Annotated in this window: 20 protein-coding genes; 6 read left to right on the forward strand and 14 right to left on the reverse strand. The window is 67.1% G+C overall.

Annotation, left to right across the window (positions count from 1 at the left end; genetic code table 11):
- Positions 1–153: 153 nt before the first annotated feature.
- The 7 genes from C1924_RS17055 to C1924_RS17085 all read right to left on the reverse strand — a co-directional run bounded on the left by C1924_RS17055 (position 154) and on the right by C1924_RS17085 (position 8,208).
- Positions 154–564: a hypothetical protein gene (locus C1924_RS17055; protein WP_108766368.1), complete on the reverse strand. Its 411-nt coding sequence runs from the start codon at positions 562–564 to the stop codon at positions 154–156.
- Between the two features lie 388 nt (positions 565–952).
- On the reverse strand, positions 953–2,044 hold the full coding sequence (gene rodA / locus C1924_RS17060) for a rod shape-determining protein RodA (RefSeq protein WP_108766369.1): 1,092 nt from the start codon (positions 2,042–2,044) through the stop codon (positions 953–955).
- A 171-nt stretch (positions 2,045–2,215) separates the two neighbouring features.
- Positions 2,216–3,328 carry a rod shape-determining protein RodA gene (rodA, locus tag C1924_RS17065; protein ID WP_108766370.1) on the reverse strand — a complete coding sequence of 371 codons (1,113 nt, stop codon included), beginning with the start codon at positions 3,326–3,328 and terminating at the stop codon, positions 2,216–2,218.
- The gene (mrdA, locus tag C1924_RS17070) at positions 3,325–5,403 is read right to left on the reverse strand and encodes a penicillin-binding protein 2 (RefSeq protein ID WP_108766371.1); all 2,079 of its coding nucleotides are present in this window, start codon (positions 5,401–5,403) and stop codon (positions 3,325–3,327) included. Before mrdA ends, rodA (C1924_RS17065) begins: the two co-directional genes overlap by 4 nt.
- Before the next feature lie 3 nt (positions 5,404–5,406).
- Complete coding sequence (mreD, locus tag C1924_RS17075; protein ID WP_079223400.1) at positions 5,407–5,892, reverse strand: rod shape-determining protein MreD; 486 nt, start codon at positions 5,890–5,892, stop codon at positions 5,407–5,409.
- Positions 5,889–7,043, reverse strand: coding sequence for a rod shape-determining protein MreC (gene mreC, locus C1924_RS17080; RefSeq protein ID WP_108766372.1), 1,155 nt, complete (start codon positions 7,041–7,043; stop codon positions 5,889–5,891). Before mreC ends, mreD begins: the two co-directional genes overlap by 4 nt.
- Before the next feature lie 118 nt (positions 7,044–7,161).
- Positions 7,162–8,208: a rod shape-determining protein gene (locus C1924_RS17085; protein WP_079223402.1), complete on the reverse strand. Its 1,047-nt coding sequence runs from the start codon at positions 8,206–8,208 to the stop codon at positions 7,162–7,164.
- 282 nt (positions 8,209–8,490) lie between these two features.
- Between C1924_RS17085 and C1924_RS17090 the strand changes: the two genes are divergently transcribed.
- Positions 8,491–9,429, forward strand: coding sequence for a carbohydrate kinase family protein (locus tag C1924_RS17090; protein ID WP_108766373.1), 939 nt, complete (start codon positions 8,491–8,493; stop codon positions 9,427–9,429).
- 352 nt (positions 9,430–9,781) lie between these two features.
- Here the strand turns inward: C1924_RS17090 and C1924_RS17095 are convergent, their stop codons facing one another.
- The 4 genes from C1924_RS17095 to ubiE form a co-directional block, all read right to left on the reverse strand.
- Positions 9,782–10,396 (reverse strand): HAD family hydrolase, encoded by a 615-nt coding sequence (locus tag C1924_RS17095; protein WP_301554014.1) that lies wholly within the window; start codon positions 10,394–10,396, stop codon positions 9,782–9,784.
- Complete coding sequence (locus C1924_RS17100) at positions 10,393–11,124, reverse strand: hypothetical protein (protein ID WP_108766374.1); 732 nt, start codon at positions 11,122–11,124, stop codon at positions 10,393–10,395. The genes C1924_RS17095 and C1924_RS17100 overlap by 4 nt, the downstream gene beginning before the upstream one ends.
- A 163-nt stretch (positions 11,125–11,287) precedes the next feature.
- The gene (locus tag C1924_RS17105; RefSeq protein WP_108766375.1) at positions 11,288–13,216 is read right to left on the reverse strand and encodes a M1 family metallopeptidase; all 1,929 of its coding nucleotides are present in this window, start codon (positions 13,214–13,216) and stop codon (positions 11,288–11,290) included.
- A gap of 209 nt (positions 13,217–13,425) precedes the next feature.
- Positions 13,426–14,187, reverse strand: a complete 762-nt coding sequence (ubiE, locus tag C1924_RS17110; RefSeq protein WP_108766376.1) for a bifunctional demethylmenaquinone methyltransferase/2-methoxy-6-polyprenyl-1,4-benzoquinol methylase UbiE — start codon at positions 14,185–14,187, stop codon at positions 13,426–13,428.
- 80 nt (positions 14,188–14,267) lie between these two features.
- On the opposite strand from ubiE, the gene C1924_RS17115 reads away from it, so the two are divergent.
- The 4 genes from C1924_RS17115 (at position 14,268) to C1924_RS17130 (ending at position 16,071) form a co-directional block, all read left to right on the forward strand.
- Complete coding sequence (locus tag C1924_RS17115) at positions 14,268–14,720, forward strand: nucleoside deaminase (RefSeq protein WP_005411083.1); 453 nt, start codon at positions 14,268–14,270, stop codon at positions 14,718–14,720.
- Positions 14,721–14,918: 198 nt separating this feature from the next.
- On the forward strand, positions 14,919–15,176 hold the full coding sequence (locus C1924_RS17120; protein ID WP_108766377.1) for a hypothetical protein: 258 nt from the start codon (positions 14,919–14,921) through the stop codon (positions 15,174–15,176).
- A gap of 73 nt (positions 15,177–15,249) precedes the next feature.
- On the forward strand, positions 15,250–15,576 hold the full coding sequence (locus C1924_RS17125) for a hypothetical protein (RefSeq protein ID WP_108766378.1): 327 nt from the start codon (positions 15,250–15,252) through the stop codon (positions 15,574–15,576).
- Positions 15,577–15,648: 72 nt separating this feature from the next.
- Positions 15,649–16,071 (forward strand): low affinity iron permease family protein, encoded by a 423-nt coding sequence (locus C1924_RS17130; RefSeq protein WP_108766379.1) that lies wholly within the window; start codon positions 15,649–15,651, stop codon positions 16,069–16,071.
- A gap of 94 nt (positions 16,072–16,165) precedes the next feature.
- Here C1924_RS17130 and smeF read toward each other — a convergent pair whose 3' ends face one another.
- Genes smeF through smeD form a run of 3 tightly spaced genes read right to left on the reverse strand, consistent with a single transcriptional unit; the run spans position 16,166 to position 21,923 of the window.
- The gene (gene smeF / locus C1924_RS17135; protein ID WP_159094831.1) at positions 16,166–17,563 is read right to left on the reverse strand and encodes a multidrug efflux RND transporter outer membrane subunit SmeF; all 1,398 of its coding nucleotides are present in this window, start codon (positions 17,561–17,563) and stop codon (positions 16,166–16,168) included.
- The gene (gene smeE, locus C1924_RS17140) at positions 17,544–20,723 is read right to left on the reverse strand and encodes a multidrug efflux RND transporter permease subunit SmeE (protein ID WP_254051167.1); all 3,180 of its coding nucleotides are present in this window, start codon (positions 20,721–20,723) and stop codon (positions 17,544–17,546) included. The genes smeF and smeE overlap by 20 nt, the downstream gene beginning before the upstream one ends.
- 12 nt (positions 20,724–20,735) lie before the next feature.
- Positions 20,736–21,923, reverse strand: coding sequence for a multidrug efflux RND transporter periplasmic adaptor subunit SmeD (smeD, locus tag C1924_RS17145; RefSeq protein ID WP_108766381.1), 1,188 nt, complete (start codon positions 21,921–21,923; stop codon positions 20,736–20,738).
- Positions 21,924–22,158: 235 nt separating this feature from the next.
- On the opposite strand from smeD, the gene C1924_RS17150 reads away from it, so the two are divergent.
- Positions 22,159–22,812: a TetR family transcriptional regulator gene (locus C1924_RS17150; RefSeq protein ID WP_108766382.1), complete on the forward strand. Its 654-nt coding sequence runs from the start codon at positions 22,159–22,161 to the stop codon at positions 22,810–22,812.
- Positions 22,813–22,999 lie beyond the last annotated feature (187 nt).

Raw genomic sequence — 22,999 nt, forward strand, 5'->3', positions numbered from 1 at the left:
ATTGTGCAGGCCGATTGCGACAAGTCCATTGATCCGGATCAACGCTACGTCAAAGTGTGAATTGGTCCACATTTTTTTTGGAACTTCGTCGGCGTGATGCAGGCGTGCCACTGATCTTTCCCACCACACCGCGCGTCTACGCCAGCGTTCCGGTCACGCGGCGTGCAGTTGCAGGTCAACGTATTCGGACAAACCACGGCAGGCCAGCAACAGCTCATCGCGCGCACCGTTGCCGATGTGCTGGCTTTCGTCACCCTCCACGCGGGCCCGCTCGGCGGCGTGCAGCAGCTCCAGCAGGAAGGTCAGGCCGACATTGGCGCGGTTGGCGCGGGCCAGCGCCAGGCACTGCCCCGGCGTGTGCCCCTTGCGGGGCCAGGGCTGGCCATCAGCGGCATCCCCTTGTCGGATGCGCTGCAGGCAGCCCAGCAGGGTGATGGCACCGGGCGACGGGGTGTCCTGGGTGGCGGTCAGGGTGGTTTCCAACGCCTGGGCGATGTCATCGGGCAGTTCGTTGGCAGCCTCGCCCAGGGTGGCAAACAGGTGTGGATAGCGGGAAGCGGTCATGCGGTCATCCTTGTGCGGTCGACAAAGAAGCCCCCCGCGAGAATGCGGGGGTGGCGGACGATGCGTGGCTCCAATACCGGTGACCAAGTGTTAAAGCGCCGGCGGGCACGAGGCCCTCCACGCACCGCCCGCCAGAAACGCACGGACAGATTGCCAGCCGACGCCGCCCGAACAGGAAAGGGCGACGCCGGCTGGCAAGCGTAAACAACACTTAGGTCAACGGGATTGGAGTCCCGCGCCACCCGTTGTCGGTGGCCATCCATGATTTGCATGGACAGCCATAGGTGCCAATGAGAAAAGTTGGAAAGTCGAATTTTTCAGAAGCCGATGCGGGGCGGGCGGCGATAGGCCAAAAGCGTCAGCCAAAGCCACCGGGCGTGGCCCGACGCTACCCGTTCACCGGCCGGTGCACGCGTACGGCCATCACCAGGCCGATGCCGGCCAGCAGCGAAACGGCCGAGGTGCCGCCGTAGCTGACCAGCGGCATCGGGATGCCCACCACCGGCAGCAGGCCGGAAATCATGCCGCCATTCACCAGGACATAGACAAAGAACGCCAGGCCCAGGCTGCCGGCCAGCAACCGCGCATGCGTGTCGCGCGCGTGCACGGCAATCCACAGGCAGCGCCCGACCACGAACAGGTACAGCGCGAACATCGTCGCCACGCCGATCCAGCCGAACTCTTCGCTCAGCACCGAGAACGCGAAATCGGTGGTGTACTCGGGCAGGAAATCCAGCGTGGCCTGCGTGCCCTGCCCCCAGCCGCGGCCTTCCCATCCGCCCGAACCAATGGCGATGCGTGACTGCAGGATGTTCCAGCCGGTGCCGAGCGGATCGGCGGCGGGGTCGAGGAAGGTCAGTACGCGGTCCTTCTGGTACTGCCGCAGCAGGCCGAACCAGGCCAGCGGCGCGGCCATCGCCACACTGGCCAGGCCGGTTGCCACCCAGCCCCAGTGCAGGCCGGCCAGCAGCAGCGCGAACACGCCGCTGGCCGTGACCAGGGTGGCCGTGCCGAGGTTGGGCTGCAGCAGGATGAGCACGCCCGGCACACCGATCAGCGCGGCGGCGGTCAGCACCGTGCGTGGCGATGGCGGCAGCGGCTGGCGGTGCAGGTACCAGGCCATCATCAGCGGCAGGCTGAGTTTGAGCAGCTCGGAGGGCTGCAGGTAGAACACGCCCAGGTTGAGCCAGCGCTGGCCGTACTTGCCGGTGCCGATCACGTACACCGCCATCAACGGCAGCATCGACAGCGCGTACAGGGCCGGGGTCCACGCGCGCAGGCGCAGCAGTGACACCCGCGACAGCAGCCACATCGCCGCAAGGCCCCCGGCAAAGCGCGCGGCCTGCCCGGTGACCGGGCCCGACACGCTGTGCAGCACGGCCAGGCCGGCTGCCATCAACAGCAGCAAGGCGAGCAGCAGCGGCAGGTCGATCGTACGCACCACCTCGCGGCAGATGCCGGATACACGTTTCCATTCCACCCAGGCAGGGTAGCGAGCGGCGCTTGCGTGAAGCTGTCATGGCTCGTGCGTTTGTAGAGTCGAGCCATGCTCGACTGCTTCTCGCCGGGAGCAGCCGAGCGTGGCTCAGCTCTACAGAAACCGCAGCGCAGTCGAGCATGGCTCGACTCTACAGAAGCGGCGCGGCCGGTTTCAGCCGTAGCCGCCGTGCACCGGGTTGTGGCTGCGCACCGCCATCACCAGGCCGAACCCGGCCAGCAGTGACACCGCCGAGGTGCCGCCGTAGCTGATCAGCGGCATCGGCACGCCCACCACCGGCAGCAGGCCGGAAATCATGCCGCCGTTCACCAGCACGTACACGAAGAACGCCAGGCCGGTGGCACCGGCCAACAGGCGCGAGTAGGAATCGCGCGACTGGCTGGCAATCCACAGGCAGCGCCCGATCACCACCAGGTACAGGGTCAGCACCAGGGCCACGCCCATCCAGCCGAACTCCTCGCTCAGCACCGAGAACGCGAAGTCGGTGGTCTGCTCGGGAATGAAGTTCAGATGCGACTGCGACCCCTCGCCCCAGCCCTTGCCATCGAAGCCACCGGAGCCGATCGCGATCTTCGACTGGATGATGTTCCAGCCCGCACCCAGCGCGTCCATCTCCGGGTCGAGGAACATCATGATGCGGTCCTTCTGGTACGGCCGCAGCAGCCAGAACCAGGCCACCGGGGCGACGGCGGCCACGCCGCCTACCCCCAGCCCCACCCACCACCAGGGCAGGCCGGCCAGCAGCAGGACGAACACGCCGCTGGCGGCGATCAGCACGCCGGTACCAAAGTCCGGCTGCAGCATCACCAGGCCGGTCGGCACGCCGATGATGACCAGCGACACCAGCACCGTGTTGAAGCGCGGCGGCAGCGGCATGCGGTGCAGGTACCAGGCCACCATCATCGGCAGGCTGACCTTCAGCAGTTCTGCCGGCTGCAGGTAGAAGAACTTCAGGTCCAGCCACTGCCGGCCGTACTTGCCGGTGCCCAGCACGAACACCGCCAGCAACGGGATCATCGAGATCGCGTAGATGAGCGGGGTTGCCGAGCGGATGCGCAGGATCGGTACCCGCGAAATGCCCCACAGCGCCGCCAGGCCGACCACGAAGCGCGCGCCCTGGGCCATCACCAGGCTGTCCCCGCCCGCGCTCTTCAGCGTGGCAAGGCCGATCACCATCAAGGCGCCCAGGGCCAGGCACAGTACCCAGTCCAGGGTGCTGAAGAAGCGGCGCAGCATGTCGCCGGCCCAACGCAGGAAATCGCTCATCGCGCGTGCTCCGCAGGCGTGGGTCGGGGGCTTGCCGGCACGGCGGCGGCAACCGCCGGGGCGCCCGGTGCGGGGGCGGGTACGGGCGACGGCGCAGGCACGCCCACCTGCACGGGATGCTCGCCCAGCAGCGCGGCGGCAGCGTCGCCGGCCGGGCGCGCGCTGGCATCTTCGTTGTCGAACGCGGTCACGCCGATGACGGTGGTGCCGCGCTCGCTGTCCAGCGGCTGCATGCCCTCGGGCATCTTGCCCAGCAGGTACGCGTCGAACACCTTGCGCGCGATCGGCGCGGCGGCCGAACCGCCGTAACCACCGCCTTCCACGGCGATCGCCAGCGCGATGACCGGCTGCTCGACCGGCGCGAAGCCCACGAACAGTGCGCGATGGCGCAGGTGCATCGGCAGGCTTTTCGGGTTTACCGCGGCGGTGCCCTTGCGGCTGACCACCTGCGCGGTACCGGTCTTGCCGGCCATGGTGTACGGCGCACCGACGGCAATACGCGCGGCGCTGCCCCCGGGCAGCATCGTGGCCATCATGCCTTCGCGCACGGCCTGCACGTTGTTCGGGTTGGGGCTGACCGGCTTGCTCGGGCCCGGCTCGCTGGCCACCCAGTCGTGGTCGAAGCCTGCGCGCTGCTGGATGACCAGATGCGGGGTGCGCAGCTGGCCATCGGCCAGCGCGCTGACGCCGCGCGCCAGCTGCAGCGGGGTGACCTTCCAGTCGCCCTGGCCGATGCTGATGTTGACCGTATCGCCGGGATACCAGGCTTCCTTGCGGCTTTTGCGCTTGTAGGCGGGCGACGGCAGGATGCCGCCGATCTCGCCGGTCAGGTCGATGCCGGTCGGCTGGCCGAAGCCGTAGTACTCCATGTAGTGGTCGAAGCGCTCGATGCCCAGGTCCAGCGCCAGCCGGTAGTAGTAGGTGTTGACCGACTGGGCGATGGATTTGCGCAGGTCGGTCCAGCCATGGCCGCCGCGGTGCGAATCGCCCCAGCCGCGCGAGGTACCCGGCAGGTAGAACATGCCGGTGGACAGCACCTTGTCTTCCGGGCGGCGCACGCCCGAATCCAGGCCAGCCAGGCCGATCAGCGGCTTCAGCGTGGAACCGGGGGCCACGCCACCCAGCACCAGGCGGTTGAACTGCGGCCGCGACGGATTGTCGTTCAGCGCCTTGAAATCGGCATGCGAGATGCCGTTGACGAAGAGGTTGGGATCGTACGAGGGCAGGCTGACCATGGCCAGCACTTCGCCGGTGCGCGGGTCCATCGCCACCGCCGAGCCTTCCTGTTCGCCGAACGCGGCCACCAGCGCGCGCTGCAGGTCGGCATCGATGGACAGGCGCAGGTCGGCGCCGGACTGTGCGGCCACGCGGCCAATGGTGCGGATGGCACGGCCCTGCACATTGGTTTCGACCTGCTCGTAGCCCACCTTGCCGCGCAGCTGCTGCTCGTAATAGCGCTCCAGCCCCGACTTGCCGATGTGGGTCAGCGCCGCGTTGCCTTCGCCGAGGATCTCCAGATCCTTGTCATCGACCCGGCCGACGTAGCCAATGATGTGCGCGAACAGATCGCCATAGGGATAGCGGCGGGTCAGGTAGGGTTCCAGTTCCACGCCCGGGAAGCGCCAGCGGTCCACCGCGAAGCGCGCCATTTCCTCATCGCTCATGCGCAGCTTGAGGGTGACCGGAAGGAACTTGCGGCGCGCCTTGCGCGACTTGTTGAACGCTTCCAGCTCTTCAGGGCTGATGCTGATGATCTTGGCCAGCCCTTCCAGGGTGGCGTCCATGTCCTTGACCTTGTCCGGGGTCACGTCCAGGCGGAACGCCGGTACGTTCTCGGCCAGCAGGCGTCCGTTGCGGTCGTAGATCATGCCGCGCCCGGGCACCACCGGCCGCGGCTTGATGCGGTTGGCTTCCGAACGCGTGGCGTAGATATCGTGGTCCAGCACCTGCAGCTTGAAGTACCAGCCGCCCAGGCCCAGCAGGCACACCAGCACGCCGAGGAAGCCCAGCGCCGCGCGGCGGCGGAACTGTTCGGCTTCGGCGTGCGGGTTCTTGACCTGGCGACGCGAGTTCATGGTTCAGCGCCCGCGCTTGCCGAAACGCACGGCGTCGAGCAGCACGAACACCAGCGGCCACAGGCCCATGCCCAGCAGCGGTGCCCACCAGTACGACCACGGCAGGGTGGGTTCACCCACCAGGATGTGCACCAGTGCGCTGACGATGCGGTCGTTGAACAGCAGGCCGCCGATGGCCAGCATCTGCTGGGACATCGGGAAGAAACGGATGCGGGCGCGGAAGCGCTGCAGGATGAAGGCCAGCATCACCAGCCGCATGGCCTGTTCGCCGAGCACGCCGCCATACAGCAGATCGGCGATGACGCCGCTGGTGAAGGCGATGCCCAGGCCCACGCGCTCGGGCGCTTCGATGACCCAGTAGGCCAGCACCAGGGCCAGCCAGTACGGGCGCAGCGGTTGCAGCAGCGCGGGCAGCGGCAGCAGGCCCAGCAGCAGGGCCACGACCAGGCTGGCCGGCAGCACCCAGGGGTTGTCGCGCAGGCGGCTCATCGTGCGGGCTCCTGCGAAGTGGGTTGGGTGGGTTGCGGCTGCCGGCCAGCGGCCGGCACTACCGGGGCCGACCTTGTGTCGGGTGGAGAGCCCCCTTCTTGTTGAAGGGGGCGCGCCGAAGGCGCGGGGTTAAGGGAGGATGCGGGGGCAACCGCCCGCGCCGCAGGCGGGGGCGGTTGCCGGCCAGCGGCCGGCACGACCGGGGGCGTCGCCGGGGCCGTGGCGGGCGCGGCGCCTGCGGGCAGCGCGTCACCTTCTGCGGGGCCACCGGCGGTGCCTTCCAGGCTCTGGCGCAGCTCCGGCGGTATCCGGATCGCCGCGCCGGGGCGCAGCAGCAGCACGTCGCGGCCGCGGTCCAACTGGGCCGCAGGCTTCATTTCGCCCACCAGGAAGGCGTGGGTGTCATCGGGGCGCAGCGCGGTGATGGTGCCCACCGGGAAGCCCGGCGGGAAACGCCCGCCCAGGCCGGAGGTGACGATCTCATCGCCCACTTCCACGCCCGCGCTCAGCGGAATATCACGCAGTTGCAGGGTGTCGCCGCGGCCATAGACGATCAGGCGCACGCCGTTGCGCGCCACGGTAACCGGCACGGCATGGTCCGGGTCGGTCAGCAGCAGCACGGTGGAGGTTCCGCCGGTGGTACTGATCACCTGCCCCATCAAGCCGCCAGCATCGATCACCGCCTGGCCTACATGTACGCCATCGCGGCTGCCGGCATCCAGCACCAGGCGCTGCTTGACCGGGTCCAGGTCGATATCGAGGATCGGCGCCAGCTGCACGTCCAGGCCGCTGCGCTCGGCGACGTTCAGCAGTTCGCGCAGCTGGGCGTTGTCCAGTGCGGCGGTCTGCAGGCGGGTCAGGCGCGCGTTGGCCAGCAGCAGCTGGTTGCGCAGCTCGCGGGTCTCGGCCACCAGCTGGCCGTGGCTGGCGGCGTTGTCGCGCACCTGGTTGCTGAGCTTGCCGGGCAGGCCGGCCAGCGCCCACACCGGTTGCACCAGGGCGTCGGCCTGGGCGCGCACGCGCGCCAGCCAGCCGGCCTGGTCGTCCAGCACGATCAGGGTGATGGCCATGGCCAGGTAGGCGAGCAGTCGCAGCGGACTGGCGGCGTCACCGGATCGGGAGGCTACGGGAGGACCGGCGTAGGGCGGCACGGCAACAGTTCAACCAGCAAAGGACGAAGGGGAAACATGGCGGCGCCCCGCCGGTGCCGGCCCGCAGCGGCGGGCCACACCCCGGAAGGGCGCTGCAGGAACGACCAGGCGGCAGACCTCAGTCCGGCGCAAAGAACTCGTTGCCGTGCATGTCGACCAGTTCCAGCGCACGACCGCCACCGCGGGCGACGCAGGTGAGCGGGTCGTCGGCCACCTGCACGTGCAGGCCGGTTTCCTCGGAAATCAGGCGGTCCAGGTCACGCAGCAGGGCGCCACCACCGGTCAGCACGATGCCGCGCTCGGCGACGTCGGCGCACAGTTCCGGCGGGGTCTGCTCCAGGGCCAGCTTGACCGCGCTGACGATGCCCGACAGCGGCTCGTGCAGGGCCTCCAGCACTTCGTTGGAGCTGATCTTGATCATCTTCGGCACGCCCTCGGCGAGGTTGCGGCCGGAGATTTCCATCTCGATGACCTCGGCCTGCGGGTAGGCGCAGCCCAGCTCGACCTTGATGCGCTCTGCGGTGGCTTCACCGATCAGCATGCCGTGGTTGCGGCGCACGTAGTTGGTGATCGACTCGTCGAAGCGGTCGCCACCGATGCGGACCGATGCCGAATAGACGATGCCGTTCAGCGAGATCACCGCCACTTCGGTGGTGCCGCCGCCGATGTCGATGACCATCGAACCGCGCGCTTCGGTGACCGGCATGCCGGCGCCGATCGCGGCGGCCATGGGCTCTTCGATCAGGAACACATCGCGGGCACCGGCTTCCTCGGCCGATTCACGGATGGCGCGGCGCTCGACCTGGGTCGAACCGGCCGGCACGCAGACCAGCACGCGCGGGCTCGGGCGCAGCACGCGGGACTTGTGCACCTTCTTGATGAAGTGCTTGAGCATCGCCTCGGTATAGGTGAAGTCGGCGATGACGCCGTCCTTCATCGGGCGGATGGTGGTGATGTGGCCCGGGGTACGGCCCAGCATCTGCTTGGCTTCGGCGCCTACGGCTGCCACCGAGCGGGTGCCACCAATGGCACGGTCCTGGCGCACAGCCACGACCGACGGCTCGTTCAGCACGATCCCCTGCCCGCGCACATAGATGAGGGTATTGGCCGTGCCCAGGTCGATGGACAGGTCATTGGAGAACATGCCACGGAGTTTCTTGAACATCTGAGGAAGGAGTCCTGAGGGGTGTCGTGCCCGCCGCGGGATGGCGAAAAAATGGGCAGAATTCGAGGCCGACAAGCCTAGCAACCCGCTTCCCGGCGAGCAAGGAAAAAACTAGCTGAACCCGCGACTTGGCTGGGTTTCGGCCCAATTGGGCATCACCCGGTTCTGGCCCTGAGCGGCACCAGCAGGTAACCTTTGCGCCGTCGGGCGCCCAAGGGCGCCATTTGCTTGCTGGCAGACGCCGGCTGGCCACCCCCAAATTCACCGCATAGGCTTACATCGATGTCCGCTCTGATCTGTGGTTCTCTTGCTTTCGACACCATCATGGTGTTCCCGGACCAGTTCAAGAACCACATCCTGCCGGACAAGGTGCACATCCTGAACGTGTCCTTCCTGGTCCCGCGCATGCGCCGCGAACTGGGCGGCTGCGCCGGCAACATCGCTTACAACCTGAAGCTGCTGGGCGGCAGCCCGATCCCGATGGGCACCGTCGGCCAGGATTTCGCACCGTACCGTGAGCACTTCGAGCGCATGGACATCGACCTGAGCCAGGTCCGCGTGCTGGACGACATGTTCACCCCGCAGTGCTTCATCACCACCGACCACGACAACAACCAGATCACCGCGTTCCATCCGGGCGCGATGATGCGTTCGCACGAGAACCACGTGAAGGACGTGCCGGGCGTCACCTTCGGCATCGTTGCGCCGGACGGCCGTGACGGCATGATCCAGAACGCGGCCGAGTTCCTGGAATGCGGCATCCCCTTCATCTTCGACCCGGGCCAGGCGCTGCCGCTGTTCAACGGCCCGGAGCTGCGCGATTTCATCGAGCAGGCCGACTACGTGGTGGTCAACGACTACGAGTCGAACCTGCTGCAGGAACGCACCGGCTGGGATGAGAAGCAGATCGTGAGCCGGGTGAAGGCCTACATCACCACCCGTGGCCCGAAGGGCGCGGTCATCCACACCCCGGAAAAGAGCTACGACATTCCGCCGGCGCACGAGCGCCGCGTGGTCGACCCGACCGGCTGTGGCGACGCCTTCCGTGCCGGCCTGATCTACGGCATCGAGAAGGGCTACGACTGGCTGACCATCGGCCGCATGGCCAACCTGATGGGCGCGCTGAAGGTAGAGCACCCGGGCACGCAGAACCAGCGCTTCACCTTTGAAGAGTTCCACGACCAGTTCAAGCAGCAGTTCGGTTACGCGCTGGGCGCGTAAGCCGGACTGACCGCGCATTTCACCTTATCCCCGCGCCTTCGGCGCGCCCCCTTGAACAACAAGGGGGCTTTCCACCCGACGGGTCATCAGGATCTGCTCTGGTGGGTGTCGACCTTGGTCGACGCTGCCGGCCAGCGGCCGGCACTACCTGGACCGCCGGGCATGCCCGGCGCTACCGTAGATCGCTCTGGTAGGCGTCGACCTTGGTCGACCTGCCGGCCAGCGGCCGGCACTACCCGCAGCGCCGGGCATGGCGCGGCATTACCGTAGATCGCTCTGGTGGGTGTCGACCTTGGTCGACCTGCCGGCCAGCGGCCGGCACTGCCTGGAGCAGCCGAGCGTGGGCTCGGCTCTACAAGGCCGCCAGCAGTGCGCGGCAATCGGCGAAATGCCAATCGGCACGGCCCGGCCAGGGGTTCTCGGGCAGGTTGACCAGCACTGTGCGGGCGCCGGCGGCACGACCGCACTCCAGGTCGTAGACGTGGTCGCCTACCATCACGCCTGCGTCGGCGCCGATTCCCCAGCGCCGCAGGTGCTGCTGCACGCCATCGGGCGAAGGCTTGGGCACCGCTTCATCGCGCCCGATGATCGCCGCATCCTCGAACAGATCCCCTACCCCGATCGCCTCCAGCGTCAGCTTCGCCAGCGCGTGATCGTTGCGGGTGAGGATGCCCAGCCGGCAGCCGGCCGCCGCCAGCGCTCGCAGCAGTTCGACCGCGCCTGGCGCCGGCAGTGCGTTTTCGGCCAGGCCACGTTCGTGTTCCAGCAGCCAGGCGTGCTTCCGTGCCGCTTCGACATCGGGCAGGCCCGCCAGATGCGCCAGGATGTCATCGCCCGGCGGGATGCCCAGCTCGCGCTTGATGCGCTCGAAATCATGCATGGCCACAGTCAGCGTGCCATCCATGTCGAACACCCAGTGGCGCACGGCCGATAGAGGCGGCGCCACCTCCACGGCGCTGGCCGTCACTTCCACCACTGCGGCATGCGGCTGGTGTCCACGCCGCCGGTCTCGAACACGGCAGTGCGGGTGCCACCGGCCTTCACCGGGAATTCAATGCTGATCGACGTGCCCTTCTGGGCCAGCTTCCACAGCGCCTTCTGGTCGGTGATGAACATCGCGATGGCCTCGTCGGTCTTCGGGCGCCAGGCGGCCATCGCGACCGGCTTGCCATCGTCCACGGTCACCTTCACCGAACACTGCGGGCAGCGGAAATCACCGGCCTGCAGCACCAGGTAGGCGTGGCGCTTCCATTCCGGATGGTCGCGGAACACCAGCTGCACCGGCTTGGCGCCACTGCCGTCCACGTCCACCCGTTCCTTGCTGTAGATCGACGCGGAGCGCTGCACGCCCTTGCTGCCGACCGGAATCTCGTTGTACTGCCACAGCGCCTGCAGGCGGCGCAGGTTGCGGGCGGCATCGGCCTTGGCCTTCACCTCGTCGTAGCCGGCGGCGATGCGTTCGGCTGCGGCGGTGTCCTTGTACTGGTCCAGCAGCGAACCGCCGTGGATGCGTGCGCGTTCCCAGTCCTGTGCCGCCACGGCGGTGTCGTACTGCTTGGCAACGTCTTCGGCCTTGGCCTCCTTCTGCGCCTGGGCGGCGGCGGCTGCGGCTTCCTGCGCCTTGCGCTCTTCCTCGGGGTTGCTGCAGGCGGCCAGGGCCAGGGCGCAGGCGGTGATCAGGATCAGACGTTTCATGTGGAGGTCCTTCGTGTGTGCACTGTTCTGTAGAGTCGAGCGTGCTCGACTGGCACTTCAAGAGCAGTCGAGCACGCTCGACTCTACAGAAGCGTGGAGCAACGGCAGTCGAGCATGGCTCGACGCTACAAAAAAAACGCCGGGGGATACCCGGCGTTTCTGCTTACTTGGCTTCGGCCTTGGCCAGCAGATCCTGCACCGAGGCGGTGGTGATCGGGTGGTAGCCCGGCTTGGCCTTCTCGAAGGCCTGCTTGGCCAGCGCCAGACCTTCCGGGGTCTTCACCAGTTCGGCGTAGATCGGCATGATCAGCTTGCGACGGCCGACGCGCTCGATGAACGCGGCGGCGGCGTCATTGGCCTGCTGATAGCCGCTGCGGATGGCCAGCGGGTACCAGCGCATGGCGATTTCGCCATTGGCGGTGCCGGTGAAGTGATAGGCCTTGTCCAGCGTGGCCAGCTTGTCCAGCGACAGGGTGGCGCCCAGGCCATCGATGAAGCGGACCCATTCCTGGGTGCCCCACTCGGCGGTGACCTGGCTGCCCGGCAGGCTGCCGGCACCGGAGAACGCGATGCGCGCCGCATCGACGCTGCTGAAGTTGCGCGACTGCGCCTTGGTGGCGAACGACGGGATACCCGGCTCGTCCAGCCAGGCCTTCAGTTCGGCCTCGCTCACCGCCGAGGGGTTCTTCGGCAGCAGGTTCTTCTTCAAGTAGTCGACGAACTGGTCGGTGTTGGCGCTCTGGAAGGCATGGTCATCGAACCAGCCACGCAGGAACGGGTCAAAGGTTTCGCGGCCGAAACGCTGTTCCAGGAACTCCAGGAACCACGAACCCTTGACGTAGGCGACCTGGCTCAGGGCTTCGTCGGGGTCACGCTCGTTCAGCGGCGGCAGCGCCAGCGCCTGGTCGGCCGGGCTCATGTCCTTCACTTCGGCCAGCAGATCGGTCTGGTCGATCTGCTTCTCCATCTCGGCCATCTCCTTGCCGTACAGGGCTTCGGTGATGCGCCCCTGGACGTAGGTGGTGAAGCCTTCATTGAGCCAGATGTCCTTCCAGCTGGCGTTGGTCACCAGGTTGCCCGACCAGCTGTGCGCCAGTTCGTGGGCGACCAGCGAAACCAGCGACTTGTCGCCGACGATGACGGTCGGGGTGGCGAAGGTCAGGCGCGGGTTTTCCATGCCGCCGAACGGGAACGACGGCGGCAGCACCAGCATGTCGTAGCGGCCCCAGCGGTATTCGCCGTACAGCTTCTCGGCGGCACCGATCATCTTTTCGGTGTCTTCAAATTCCTTGGCGGCCTTGTTCACCATGGTCGGTTCGGCCCAGACGCCGGAGCGGCCGGAAATCGGCTCGAACACCAGGTCACCCGCGGCGATGGCCAGCAGGTAGGACGGAATCGGCTGCGGCATCTTGAAGGTGTAATCACCGTCACGCGCGGCCTTCGGGTCGTTGTCGGCGCTCATCAGCACCATCACGTCGGGGCGCGAGGTCACGTGCGCGCTGTAGGTGAAGCGCACGCTGGGGGTGTCCTGCAGCGGCACCCAGGAACGGGCGTGGATGGCCTGCGACTGGCTGAACATGAAGGGCAGCTTCCTGCCCTCGGTCATCGACGGCTCCAGCCACTGCAGGCCGGAGGCGGTCGGTGCGGTGTGGTAGGTCACTTCCACCTTGGCCGGCTGGGCCGGCGCTTCGATGGTCAGCTTGCTGCCGAACACCTTGTCGACCGGGGCCAGCTCGAACTTCAGCGGGCTGCGCGCGCCGTCGGCGGCGATGGCCTCGACCTTGGAGACGCTCAGTTCGCGGGTGTCGAGCACCAGCTGCTGGGCATCCTTCTGCTTCCATTCCAGGGTGTAGGTGGCGGTGCCGCCGATCTGCTTCTGGTCGAAGTCCAGCTTCAGATCCAGCGCGATGTCCTTGATGACGACCTTGTCCGGCTCGGCGTACGAGCTTTCGTCGTGGCTGCGGTTCTCGGCGTTCACGGGGGCGGCAGGGGCCTTTTCGGCAGTCGGGGCGGCGGCGGGCGCGGCCGCCTCCTGGGAGCAGCCGGCGGCCAGGGCCACGGCCAGCGGAAGGAGCATCAGCGGATTACGCATGAATCGGGACCGTTACGGGGGATCAAACCCCAATGGTACCTCGCCCCCGGCCCGGAGGGTGCCACCCGCCCCCGGTAGGTGCCAACCTTGGTTGGCACGAACCCATCCACGCGTGCGGCAGGCCCGTGCCGACCAAGATCGGCACCTACCAGAGCGGATGGCCGGTGCGGGCGTGTACCAACAAAGGTTGGCACCTACCAGAGCAGGAATTACAGCTTGTAGCCGGAATGGATCGAGACGATGCCGCCGGTCAGGTTCTTGTAGTGGCAGCGCTCGAAGCCGGCCTGCCCCATCATCGCCTTCAGTTCTTCCTGCGGCGGGTGCTTGCGGATGCTCTCGGCCAGGTACTGGTAGCTGTCCGAATCGTTGGCGAACAGCTTGCCCAGCTTGGGCAGGATCCTGAACGAGTGGAAATCGTAGATCGGCTTGAACCAGTCGGCGGTGACTTCGGAGAACTCCAGCACGCGGGCCTGGCCGCCCACCTTCAGCACGCGGTACATCTCGCGCAGGCCGGCATCCTTGTCGGTCACGTTGCGCAGGCCGAAAGCAATGGTCACCAGATCGAAGCTGTTGTCCGGGAACGGCAGGGCTTCGGCGTTGCACTGCACGTAGTCCAGGCCCAGCACCAGGCCGCGGTTGGTCAGGCGGTCACGGCCGACCGACAGCATGCCGGCATTGATGTCGCCCAGCACCACCGAACCCTCGGCACCCACGCGCTCTTTCAGCAGGGCGGCGATGTCGCCGGTGCCGCCGGCCAGGTCGAGCACGCGGTCACCGGGCTTAACCTGCGCGGTGGCCACGTAATAGCGCTTCCAGGCCCGGTGCACGCCGAGGCTCATCAGGTCGTTCATCAGGTCGTAGTTGCGCGCGACCGAGGTGAACACCTCGCCGACAAGCTTCTGCTTGTCCTTGGCGGCCACGTCGCGGAACCCGAAATGGGTGGTACCGGATTTGTAGGGGGATTCGCTCATGCCCTGATTATCGCACCGCCGGGGCCGCTGCGGGGTAACCGCGCCTTATCATGGCGGCCCATGACCCACCGGAGCCCCGCATGATCACCACGCCCGACTACCAGGCCCTGCTGCAGACCGCCATCGCCGAAGCCCGACAGGGCCTTGCCGAGGGTGGCGTGCCGATCGGCGCGGCGCTATACCACAACGATGGCCGCCTGCTGGGCTGCGGTCACAACCGCCGCGTGCAGGAAGGCGATCCGTCGGTGCACGGCGAAACCGATGCCTTCCGCAAGGCCGGCCGCCAGCGCCGTTACCAGGACACCATCATGGTCACCACCCTGGCACCGTGCTGGTACTGCTCCGGGCTGGTGCGCCAGTTCAACATCGGCACCGTGGTGGTCGGCGAATCGCGCACCTTCCAGGGCGGCATCGACTGGCTGCGCGAGAACGGCGTCAACGTGATCGACCTGGACAGCCAGGAATGCGTGGACCTGCTGGGTGGCTTCATTGCGCAGCATCCGGAAATCTGGAACGAAGACATCGGCGAATAAGCCTTCGCCCGTCGTTCTGCATCCACGTAGATGAACGCTTCAGAGCCGGCACAGGCTTGTGCCGGCTGCGTCTGCGCGCGTCGATGTGCGCTGGCGCACAGTCAGCTGGATACGTTGCACACGCGCTGCTAACACTGCCTTCGCAGCGCGCGCCTAGGGTGGAACCACCGGGGCCCCTTGTCCCGGCGGAGCAAGCCCATGAGCGCGCACGCCGTACACCCCCTGCCCGACCCTGCCCTCGCCGGCATCCGCCACCGTCTGGCGCAACAGTTCGCGCTGCATCGAAATGGCGCCCCTTTCTGGACCGCATTCCAGGACATGCAGCAGGAACTCACCCGCGATCACCCGCGCGACCACGTGCGGCTGTGCAACGCGATGGCCGACATGGCCGAAGACTTGGGCGCAGTCACGCACGCGCAGCGCATAGATGGCAACACCGGCTGCACACCGCGCTGACGCTGCATGCACCGGCATCTCGCCACACTGGCATCAACCCCCACTCCCTGCCACCCAACCGAATTGGAATGCCATGCACGCTGAAGTCCCCGCCATCCCACCGGTTATCGACGTCGATGCTGAACTCGATCACTGGCGCCGGCAGCATGCCGACGGCGCGTTGTCGCACAACTCGTTCGGCTCCTACGTGCCGTGGATCAAGTTCGCCTGCGATTCGCTGATCACCCAGCCGCGCGCCAGCAACGCCGAGCGCGATGAGACCTTCCAGACCCAGTACGCCCTGCAGATCATGCCGCGCCTGAGCGAGGCGCAGGCCCGTGAGTTCGTCGACCGCTGCTGGCAGCACGTGTACCAGACCAGCCGGGTGCAGCTGCAGGACGCCCCGCGCCTTCGCGCCTGACCCTGCTGCGGCTGCACGGCCCGTGCACGGGCCGCTGCCGATCATCGTCGTCACCTGGGTGGAACGACGACGATGAAAGCACGGAACCTGTTCAATACGATCGCAAAGAAAGCCGCGGCCGCCACCGGTTCGCCGTGGACGTTCCTGGTGGCAGTGGCGATCGTGGTGGTGTGGGGCATCAGCGGCCCCGTCTTCGGCTTCAACGATACGTGGCAGCTGGTCATCAACACCGGCACCACCATCATCACGTTCCTGATGGTGTTCCTGATCCAGCACACGCAGAACTCGGACACGGCCGCGATGCAGATCAAGCTGGACGAGTTGATCCGCGCCACGGCCGAGGCGAACAACGAGCTGCTGGACCTTGAAGAGATGGACGAAGAGCGGCTGGAGGAAATCCGCGCCGAGTACGAACGCATGGCGCGGGAAGCCGGCGACGCGCTGGTGCGGGTACGCGCGTGCCGCGCAGCGCCGCGCGATGATGAAGCGATCTGACGCGCCCCGATTGGGGAATGCCGGCCAGCGGCCGGCACTACCGGACATCCGGAACATTGGTGAATGCCGGCCAGCGGCCGGCATCGCGTTTACCTCAACCGCGTTCGTGCCAGCCGCCGCCCAGCACCTTGTACAGGGTGATGCGGTTGGCCTGCTGGGCCAGTTCGGCCTGCAGGCGCGTCTGCTGCGCGCTGTAGGCGGTGCGGCGTGCGTCCAGCAGGGTCACGAAGCTGTCCAGGCCGGCGTCATAACGGGCCTGCGACAGGCGGTTGGCCGTTTCGGCCGCGTCCACCAGACGCTGCTGCGCGCTCACCTGCTCGTCCAGGCTGACATTCAGCGCCAGCGCGTCGGAGGTTTCGCGGAACCCGCTCTGGATCGCCTTTTCATACTGGGCCAGGGCGATATCACGGTCCGCGTTGGCCACCGCCAGGTTCGCGCGCAGCTTGCCGCCCTGGAAGATCGGCAGCGTGATCTTCGGCAGGAAGCTCCATACGCGGGTGCCGCTGTCGAACAGGTTGGACAGCTCACCCGAGCCACTGCCGATGCTGCCGGTCAGGGTGATGCTGGGGAAGAACGCTGCACGCGCCGCGCCGATGTTCGCATTTGCCGCCAGCAGCTGGTGTTCGGCCGCCATGATGTCCGGGCGCTGCAGCAGCACATCGCTGGGCAGGCCGGCCGGCGGCGGTGCCAGCGCCAGCAGCTGCGGTTCGATGCTGTCGGGCAGCAGGTCCGCATCGATCTGGCCGCCGGCCAGCAGGGCCAGTGCATTGCGATCCTGGGCGAGCTGTCCGCGCAGGCGCGCCGCATCGGTACGGGCGGTTTCCACCAGGGTGCGGGTCTGGCTCAACTCCAGCCCGGAGCTGCCGCCCCGTTCGTGACGGGCTTCAGCCAGACGCAGCGAATCCTCATAGGTCTTCAGCGTGGCCTCGGAGATCTTCAGCTGCTGCGCGTCGGCGCCGTAGGTCAGCCAGGCAGTCGCGGTCTCGGCCACCAGGCTCAGCTGCGCGTTGCGGCGGTTGGCGGCCACGGCGAAGTACTGCTGCAGGGCCGCCTCGCTGAGGTTGCGCACGCGACCGAACAGGTCCAGCTCGAAGTCAGCCACGCCGACGCCGGCAGTGAACTGTTCGGTGACACCGGCATCGGTGCCCTGCCGTTCCATCTGCCCGGTGGCTGCCAGGCCAGGCACGCGGTCGGCGCGCTGCACGCGGTACTGGCCGCGCGCTTTTTCCACGTTCAGCACCGCCACGCGCAGGTCGCGGTTGTTGTCCAGCGCCTGGCCGATCACCTGCTGCAGGCGTTCATCGGTGAAGAAGTCGCGCCAGCCCAGTGCAGCCACATCGGTGACTTCGCCCTGGCTGGCTTCGGCCGGCCACTGCGCCGGAATGGCCGGGGCCACGGCCGTGTCCTTCGGCGCCAGGGTGGAACAGCCGGCCAGGCCCAGGCTGGCGACGAGCGCCAGCAGCAAGGGGGTCTTATTCATGGGAACCTCCATGGGCAGCATCATCGCGCGGGGCCGGCGGCGTGCCACCCCCGTTGCCCTTGTTGCGGTTGAACACGCGCTGCACCACAACGAAGAACAGCGGGATGAAGAACACGCCCAGCACGGTGCCCACCAGCATGCCGCCCAGCACACCGGTACCGATGGCGCGCTGCGCACCGGAACCTGCGCCGGAGGCGATGGCCAGCGGCAGCACGCCCAGGCCGAACGCCAGCGAGGTCATGATGATCGGGCGCAGGCGGTCGCGCACCGCGTGCATCGTTGCTTCGATCAGGCCTGCGCCCTTCTCCAGGTTTTCCTTGGCGAATTCGACGATCAGGATCGCGTTCTTGCTGGTCAGGCCCACCGTGGTCAGCATCGCCACCTGGAAGTAGATGTCGCGCTCCATGCCGCGGAAGGTGTTGGCCAGCACGGCACCGAGGATGCCCAGCGGGGCCACCAGCAGCACCGAGGTCGGCACGCTCCAGCTTTCATACAGCGCGGCCAGGCACAGGAACACGATCAGCAGCGACAGCGTATACAGCAGCGGCGTCTGCGAACCGGCCTGGCGTTCCTGGTAGGACAGCGCGGTCCATTCAATCTCGAAGCCGGCCGGCAGGTCCTTGGCGATGCGCTCGATCTCGGCCATGGCATCACCCGAGGCCACGCCCGCGCCGGGCTCGCCCTGGATCTCCATCGCCGATACGCCGTTGTAGCGTTCCAGGCGCGGCGAACCGTAGTCCCAGCGCTTGGTGGCAAAGGCACTGAACGGCACCATCTCGCCCTGCCCGTTCTTCACCGACCAGACATTGAAATCGTCCGGGTTCATGCGGAACGGTGCATCGGCCATCACGTACACGCGCTTGACGCGGCCACGGTCGATGAAGTCATCGATGTAGCTGCTGCCCCACGCGGCCGCCAGCGTGTTGTTGATCAAGCTGACCGACAGGCCCAGTGCATTGGCCTTTTCCACGTCCACGTCGATGCGCAGCTGCGGGGTGTCTTCCTGGCCGTTGGGGCGCACGTTGGCCAGCAGCTTGCTCTGTCCGGCCGCACCCAGCAGCTGGTTGCGCGCGGCCAGCAGGGCGTCATGGCCCTTGCCGCTGGTGTCCTTCAGGAAGAACGTGTAGCCCGAACCGATGCCCAGCTCCGGCATGGCCGGCGGCGGGAAGGCAAAGATGAAGGCGTCCTTGATCTGGCCCAGCGCGCCCATCGCACGGCCGGTGATCGCACCGACGCTGTGTTCGGCATCGCGCTCCTTCCAGTCCTTCAGCTTGACGAAGGCCATGCCCGCGTTCTGGCCCATGCCGGCGAAGCTGAAGCCCTGCACGGCGAAGATGGACTCGACCGCGTCGGCTTCGTTCTTCAGGAAGTGGTCTTCCAGCTTTGCCATCGCTTCCAGGGTGCGTTCCTGGGTGGCACCGACCGGGGTCTGCACCAGCGCCATCATGATGCCCTGGTCTTCGTTGGGCAGGAACGAACTGGGCAGGCGCGCGAACAGCACGCCCATCACCACGGCAAGCGCCACGAAGATGCCCATGAAGCGCCACGGGCGATGGATGATGCCCTTCACGCCGCGCTGGTAGGTTTCGCTGGAACGGTCGAAGCCACGGTTGAAGCCGTTGAAGAAGCGGCCCAGCAGGCCCGTGTGGGCGACATGGTGTTCGCCCTTCTTCAGCGGCTTGAGCATGGTCGCGCACAGCGCCGGGGTCAGCACGATGGCCACCAGCACCGACAGCGCCATGGCCGAGACGATCGTGGCCGAGAACTGGCGGTAGATGATGCCGGTCGAGCCGCTCATGAAGGCCATCGGCACGAACACCGCCGACAGCACCAGGCCGATGCCCACCAGCGCGCCGGTGATCTGGCTCATCGACTTGCGGGTGGCTTCCAGCGGCGACAGGCCCTCTTCGGACATGATGCGCTCGACGTTCTCCACCACCACGATGGCATCGTCCACCAGCAGGCCGATGGCCAGCACCATGGCGAACATCGTCAGCATGTTGATGGAGAAGCCCAGCGCGGCCAGCACGCCGAACGTACCCAGCAGCACCACCGGCACGGCGATGGTGGGGATGAGGGTGGCGCGGAAGTTCTGCAGGAACAGGTACATCACCACGAACACCAGCACGATCGCTTCGATCAGGGTCTTGATGACGCCCTTGATCGAGACCTGCACGAACGGCGTGGTGTCGTACGGCACGACGGTTTCCAGGCCGGCCGGGAAGCTGGCCTTCATGTCATCCAGTGCGGTGCGCACGCCCTCGGCGGTGTCCAGCGCGTTGGCGCCGGTGGCCAGGGTGATGGCGATACCGGTGGACGGCTTGCCGTTGTAGCGGGTGACGAAGTCGTAGCTTTCCGCGCCCAGTTCGACGCGGGCGACATCACCCAGGCGCAGCTCGCTGCCATCAGTGCCGCCACGCACCAGGATGTTGCGGAACTGTTCGGGGGTCTGCAGGCGGTCCTGCGCATTGATGGTGGCGTTGAGCTGCTGGCCCTTCACCGACGGCGCGCCACCCAGCTGGCCGATGGCCACCTGTGCATTCTGCGCGGTGATCGCGGCGGTCACTTCATCGACCGACAGCTTGTAGGTGTGCAGCTTGTTCGGGTCCAGCCAGATGCGCATGGCGTACTTGCCACCGAAAACCTGGATGTTGCCCACACCCGGCACGCGGCTGAGCGTGTCGACGATGTTGGAACCCACGTAGTCGGCGATGTCGTTGGCATCCATGCTGCCGTCGTTGGACACGAAGCCGATGACCTGCAGGAAGCCGCTGCTGGACTTGGCCACGTTGATGCCCTGCCGCTGCACTTCCTGCGGCAGCAGCGGCATGGCCAGCTGCAGCTTGTTCTGCACCTGCACCTGGGCGATGTCCGGGTTGGTACCGGCCTCGAAGGTGAGGGTGATGGTGGCCTGGCCGTTGGCCGAGCTGTTGGAGGAGAAGTAGATCAGGCCGTCCAGGCCCTTCATGTTCTGCTCGATGATCTGCGTCACCGAGTCCTCGACCACCTTGGCCGATGCACCCGGGTAGGTGGCGCTGATCTCGACGGCCGGCGGAGCGACCTCGGGATACATCGACACCGGCAGCTTCACCACCGCCAGCGCACCAGCCAGCATGATGATGATGGCGATCACCCACGCGAAAATGGGTCGATCAATGAAAAAACGTGCCATGGAATTCTCCGCTTACTTCGCGTCGCCGGCCGGCTGGGCGGCAGGCGTGGGGGCAGCGCCCGGCTGTGCCGGGGCGGCGCCCTTCTCGGTGGCCTGTACGGGCATGCCGGGGCCGATCTTCTGCAGGCCTTCGACAATGACCTTGTCACCCGGCTGCAGGCCGTCCTCGACCAGCCACTTGTCGGCCAGCGCGCGGCTGACCTTCACCGGGCGCACTTCCACCTTGTTGTCCTTGCCCACCACCATGGCGCTGGTATCGCCCTTGGCGTCGCGGGCGATGCCCTGCATCGGCACCAGCACGGCATCGGCGCGCACGCCACCACCGATCACCGCGCGCACGTACATGCCCGGCATCAGCAGGCCCTCGGGGTTGTCCACCTTCACCCGCAGCGCGTAACTGCCGGTGGTCGGGTCCACGCTCACTTCAGAGAATTCCAGCGCGCCCTTGTGCGGGAACTCGCTGCCGTCTTCCAGCAGGATGGTGACCGGCAGGGTCTGGTTGTCCTGCAGGCGGCCGGCGGCCAGTTCGCGGCGCAGCTGCAGCAGCTCGGCCGAGGACTGGGTCAGGTCGACGTAGATCGGGGTGAGCTGCTGCACGGTGGCCAACGCATCGGCCTGGCCGACGCTGACCAGCGCACCCTGGGTGACGCTGGATTTGCCGATGCGGCCGCTGATCGGCGCGGTGATGCGGGCATAGCCAAGCGTCACGTTGGCGGCATCCAGCGACGCCTTGGCGGCACCGACATCAGCTTCGGCCTGCTTCTGCGCGGCGATGGCGTTTTCCAGGTCCTGCTGGCTGACCGCGTCGACCTTGGCCAGTTCGGTGATGCGCTTGGCGCTCAGGCGCGCGGCGTTGGCCGTGGCCTCGGCGCGGGCCAGCTGGGCGCGGGCGCTGTTGGCCTGGGCGCGGTAACTGGCGTCTTCGATCTGGTACAGCGGCTGCCCTTCCTTCACCAGGCCACCTTCGGTGAACAGGCGCTTGGCGACGATGCCACTGACCTGCGGGCGCACTTCGGCCACAAGGAAGGCATTGGTGCGGCCCGGCAGTTCGCGGGTCAGGCCCACGCTTTCCGACTTCAGCGTGACCACGGTCACCTGGCCGGGTCCTTGCTGGGGCTGTTCGGGTTGGCCACCGCAGGCGGCCACGGTCGCGGCGATGGCCAGCGACAGCAGGAAGGGGCGGATTCGGGTCAGGGGCATGGGGCGGGGCTCGGGGAAGGGAAAATATTCTCAGCCTGCCGTGATACGCAGCCGCCTCCCCGTAGAGGGGCGCGGTTGTCGCATCGGGAAGGCATCCCTGCGCACGGCGCGGGCGTCAGCGAGCGCGCATACACGGCGGGGAGCGTGGATGCGAAATATACATACATGATTGTTTGTTTGTAAAGCGGTACAATTCAGCCAGGTTTCACCGGCACTCGTGCCCACTCACGGACCCATGGCGCGCAAGACCAAAGAGGACACCCAGGCCACCCGCGAAGGCATCCTTGATCCCGCCGAAGGCTGCTTCCATGAACACGGCGTGGCCCGGACCACGCTGGAGATGATCGGCGCGCGCGCCGGCTACACCCGCGGCGCGGTCTACTGGCACTTCAAGAACAAGACCGAAGTGCTGGCCGCGATCATCCAGCGGGTGCACCTGCCCTTCATGCAGGAGCTGGAGCGCACTTCCAGCGACGAACGGCAGACACCGATACACGACCTGCGCGCGGTGATGATCTACTCGTTCATCGAGCTGTCCGAGGACGAGCGCCTGCGCAAGACCATGGAAATCATGCTGCGCAGCGATGCCTCCTCCGAAAGCCGGGCGCTGGCCGAACTGCAGCAGTCCGGGTTCCGCGATGCGCTGGATCGCATGGAGCGCGCCCTGCGCCGGGCGCAGACGCTGGGCCAGCTGCGCGATGGCGCCGATCCGAAGATTGCCGCGCGCATGCTGCACGCCACTGTGCTGGGCGTGCTGCACGGGGCGATGGTCGAACCGGAGCTGATGGACCTCAAACGCGACGGCATGCTCGCGCTGGACATGACGCTGACCGCCTACGTGAAGGACGGCGTGTTCGTGCCGGGTTCGATTCCCGAACCGCTGCCGTAGGGTCGGCGCTGCCTGGTAGATCCACGCCATGCGTGGATGGGCATGCGCAGGGAATCCGGCCTCATGCATTACAGGTACGGGGTCAGAGCCCTCGCTCGCGCGAGGGATCCGACCCCGTCCCGCGCTGTCTGGTAGATCCACGCCATGCGTGGATGGGCACGCGCAGGGGATCCGCCCCCAACAAGAA

Origin of the sequence: Stenotrophomonas sp. ESTM1D_MKCIP4_1, from assembly GCF_003086895.1 — a bacterium.
Lineage (GTDB): Bacteria > Pseudomonadota > Gammaproteobacteria > Xanthomonadales > Xanthomonadaceae > Stenotrophomonas.

Excerpts from the sequence above, each read along its gene's own strand:
- C1924_RS17055 (WP_108766368.1), bottom strand. The coding sequence starts at position 564 with ATGACCGCTTCCCGCTATCCACACCTGTTTGCCACCCTGGGCGAGGCT.
- rodA (WP_108766370.1), bottom strand. The coding sequence starts at position 3,328 with ATGAGCGATTTCCTGCGTTGGGCCGGCGACATGCTGCGCCGCTTCTTC.
- mrdA (WP_108766371.1), bottom strand. The coding sequence starts at position 5,403 with ATGAACTCGCGTCGCCAGGTCAAGAACCCGCACGCCGAAGCCGAACAG.
- mreD (WP_079223400.1), bottom strand. The coding sequence starts at position 5,892 with ATGAGCCGCCTGCGCGACAACCCCTGGGTGCTGCCGGCCAGCCTGGTC.
- C1924_RS17085 (WP_079223402.1), bottom strand. The coding sequence starts at position 8,208 with ATGTTCAAGAAACTCCGTGGCATGTTCTCCAATGACCTGTCCATCGAC.
- C1924_RS17090 (WP_108766373.1), top strand. The coding sequence starts at position 8,491 with ATGTCCGCTCTGATCTGTGGTTCTCTTGCTTTCGACACCATCATGGTG.
- C1924_RS17100 (WP_108766374.1), bottom strand. The coding sequence starts at position 11,124 with ATGAAACGTCTGATCCTGATCACCGCCTGCGCCCTGGCCCTGGCCGCC.
- C1924_RS17105 (WP_108766375.1), bottom strand. The coding sequence starts at position 13,216 with ATGCGTAATCCGCTGATGCTCCTTCCGCTGGCCGTGGCCCTGGCCGCC.
- ubiE (WP_108766376.1), bottom strand. The coding sequence starts at position 14,187 with ATGAGCGAATCCCCCTACAAATCCGGTACCACCCATTTCGGGTTCCGC.
- C1924_RS17115 (WP_005411083.1), top strand. The coding sequence starts at position 14,268 with ATGATCACCACGCCCGACTACCAGGCCCTGCTGCAGACCGCCATCGCC.
- C1924_RS17120 (WP_108766377.1), top strand. The coding sequence starts at position 14,919 with ATGAGCGCGCACGCCGTACACCCCCTGCCCGACCCTGCCCTCGCCGGC.
- C1924_RS17125 (WP_108766378.1), top strand. The coding sequence starts at position 15,250 with ATGCACGCTGAAGTCCCCGCCATCCCACCGGTTATCGACGTCGATGCT.
- C1924_RS17130 (WP_108766379.1), top strand. The coding sequence starts at position 15,649 with ATGAAAGCACGGAACCTGTTCAATACGATCGCAAAGAAAGCCGCGGCC.
- smeF (WP_159094831.1), bottom strand. The coding sequence starts at position 17,563 with ATGGAGGTTCCCATGAATAAGACCCCCTTGCTGCTGGCGCTCGTCGCC.
- smeE (WP_254051167.1), bottom strand. The coding sequence starts at position 20,723 with ATGGCACGTTTTTTCATTGATCGACCCATTTTCGCGTGGGTGATCGCC.
- smeD (WP_108766381.1), bottom strand. The coding sequence starts at position 21,923 with ATGCCCCTGACCCGAATCCGCCCCTTCCTGCTGTCGCTGGCCATCGCC.
- C1924_RS17150 (WP_108766382.1), top strand. The coding sequence starts at position 22,159 with ATGGCGCGCAAGACCAAAGAGGACACCCAGGCCACCCGCGAAGGCATC.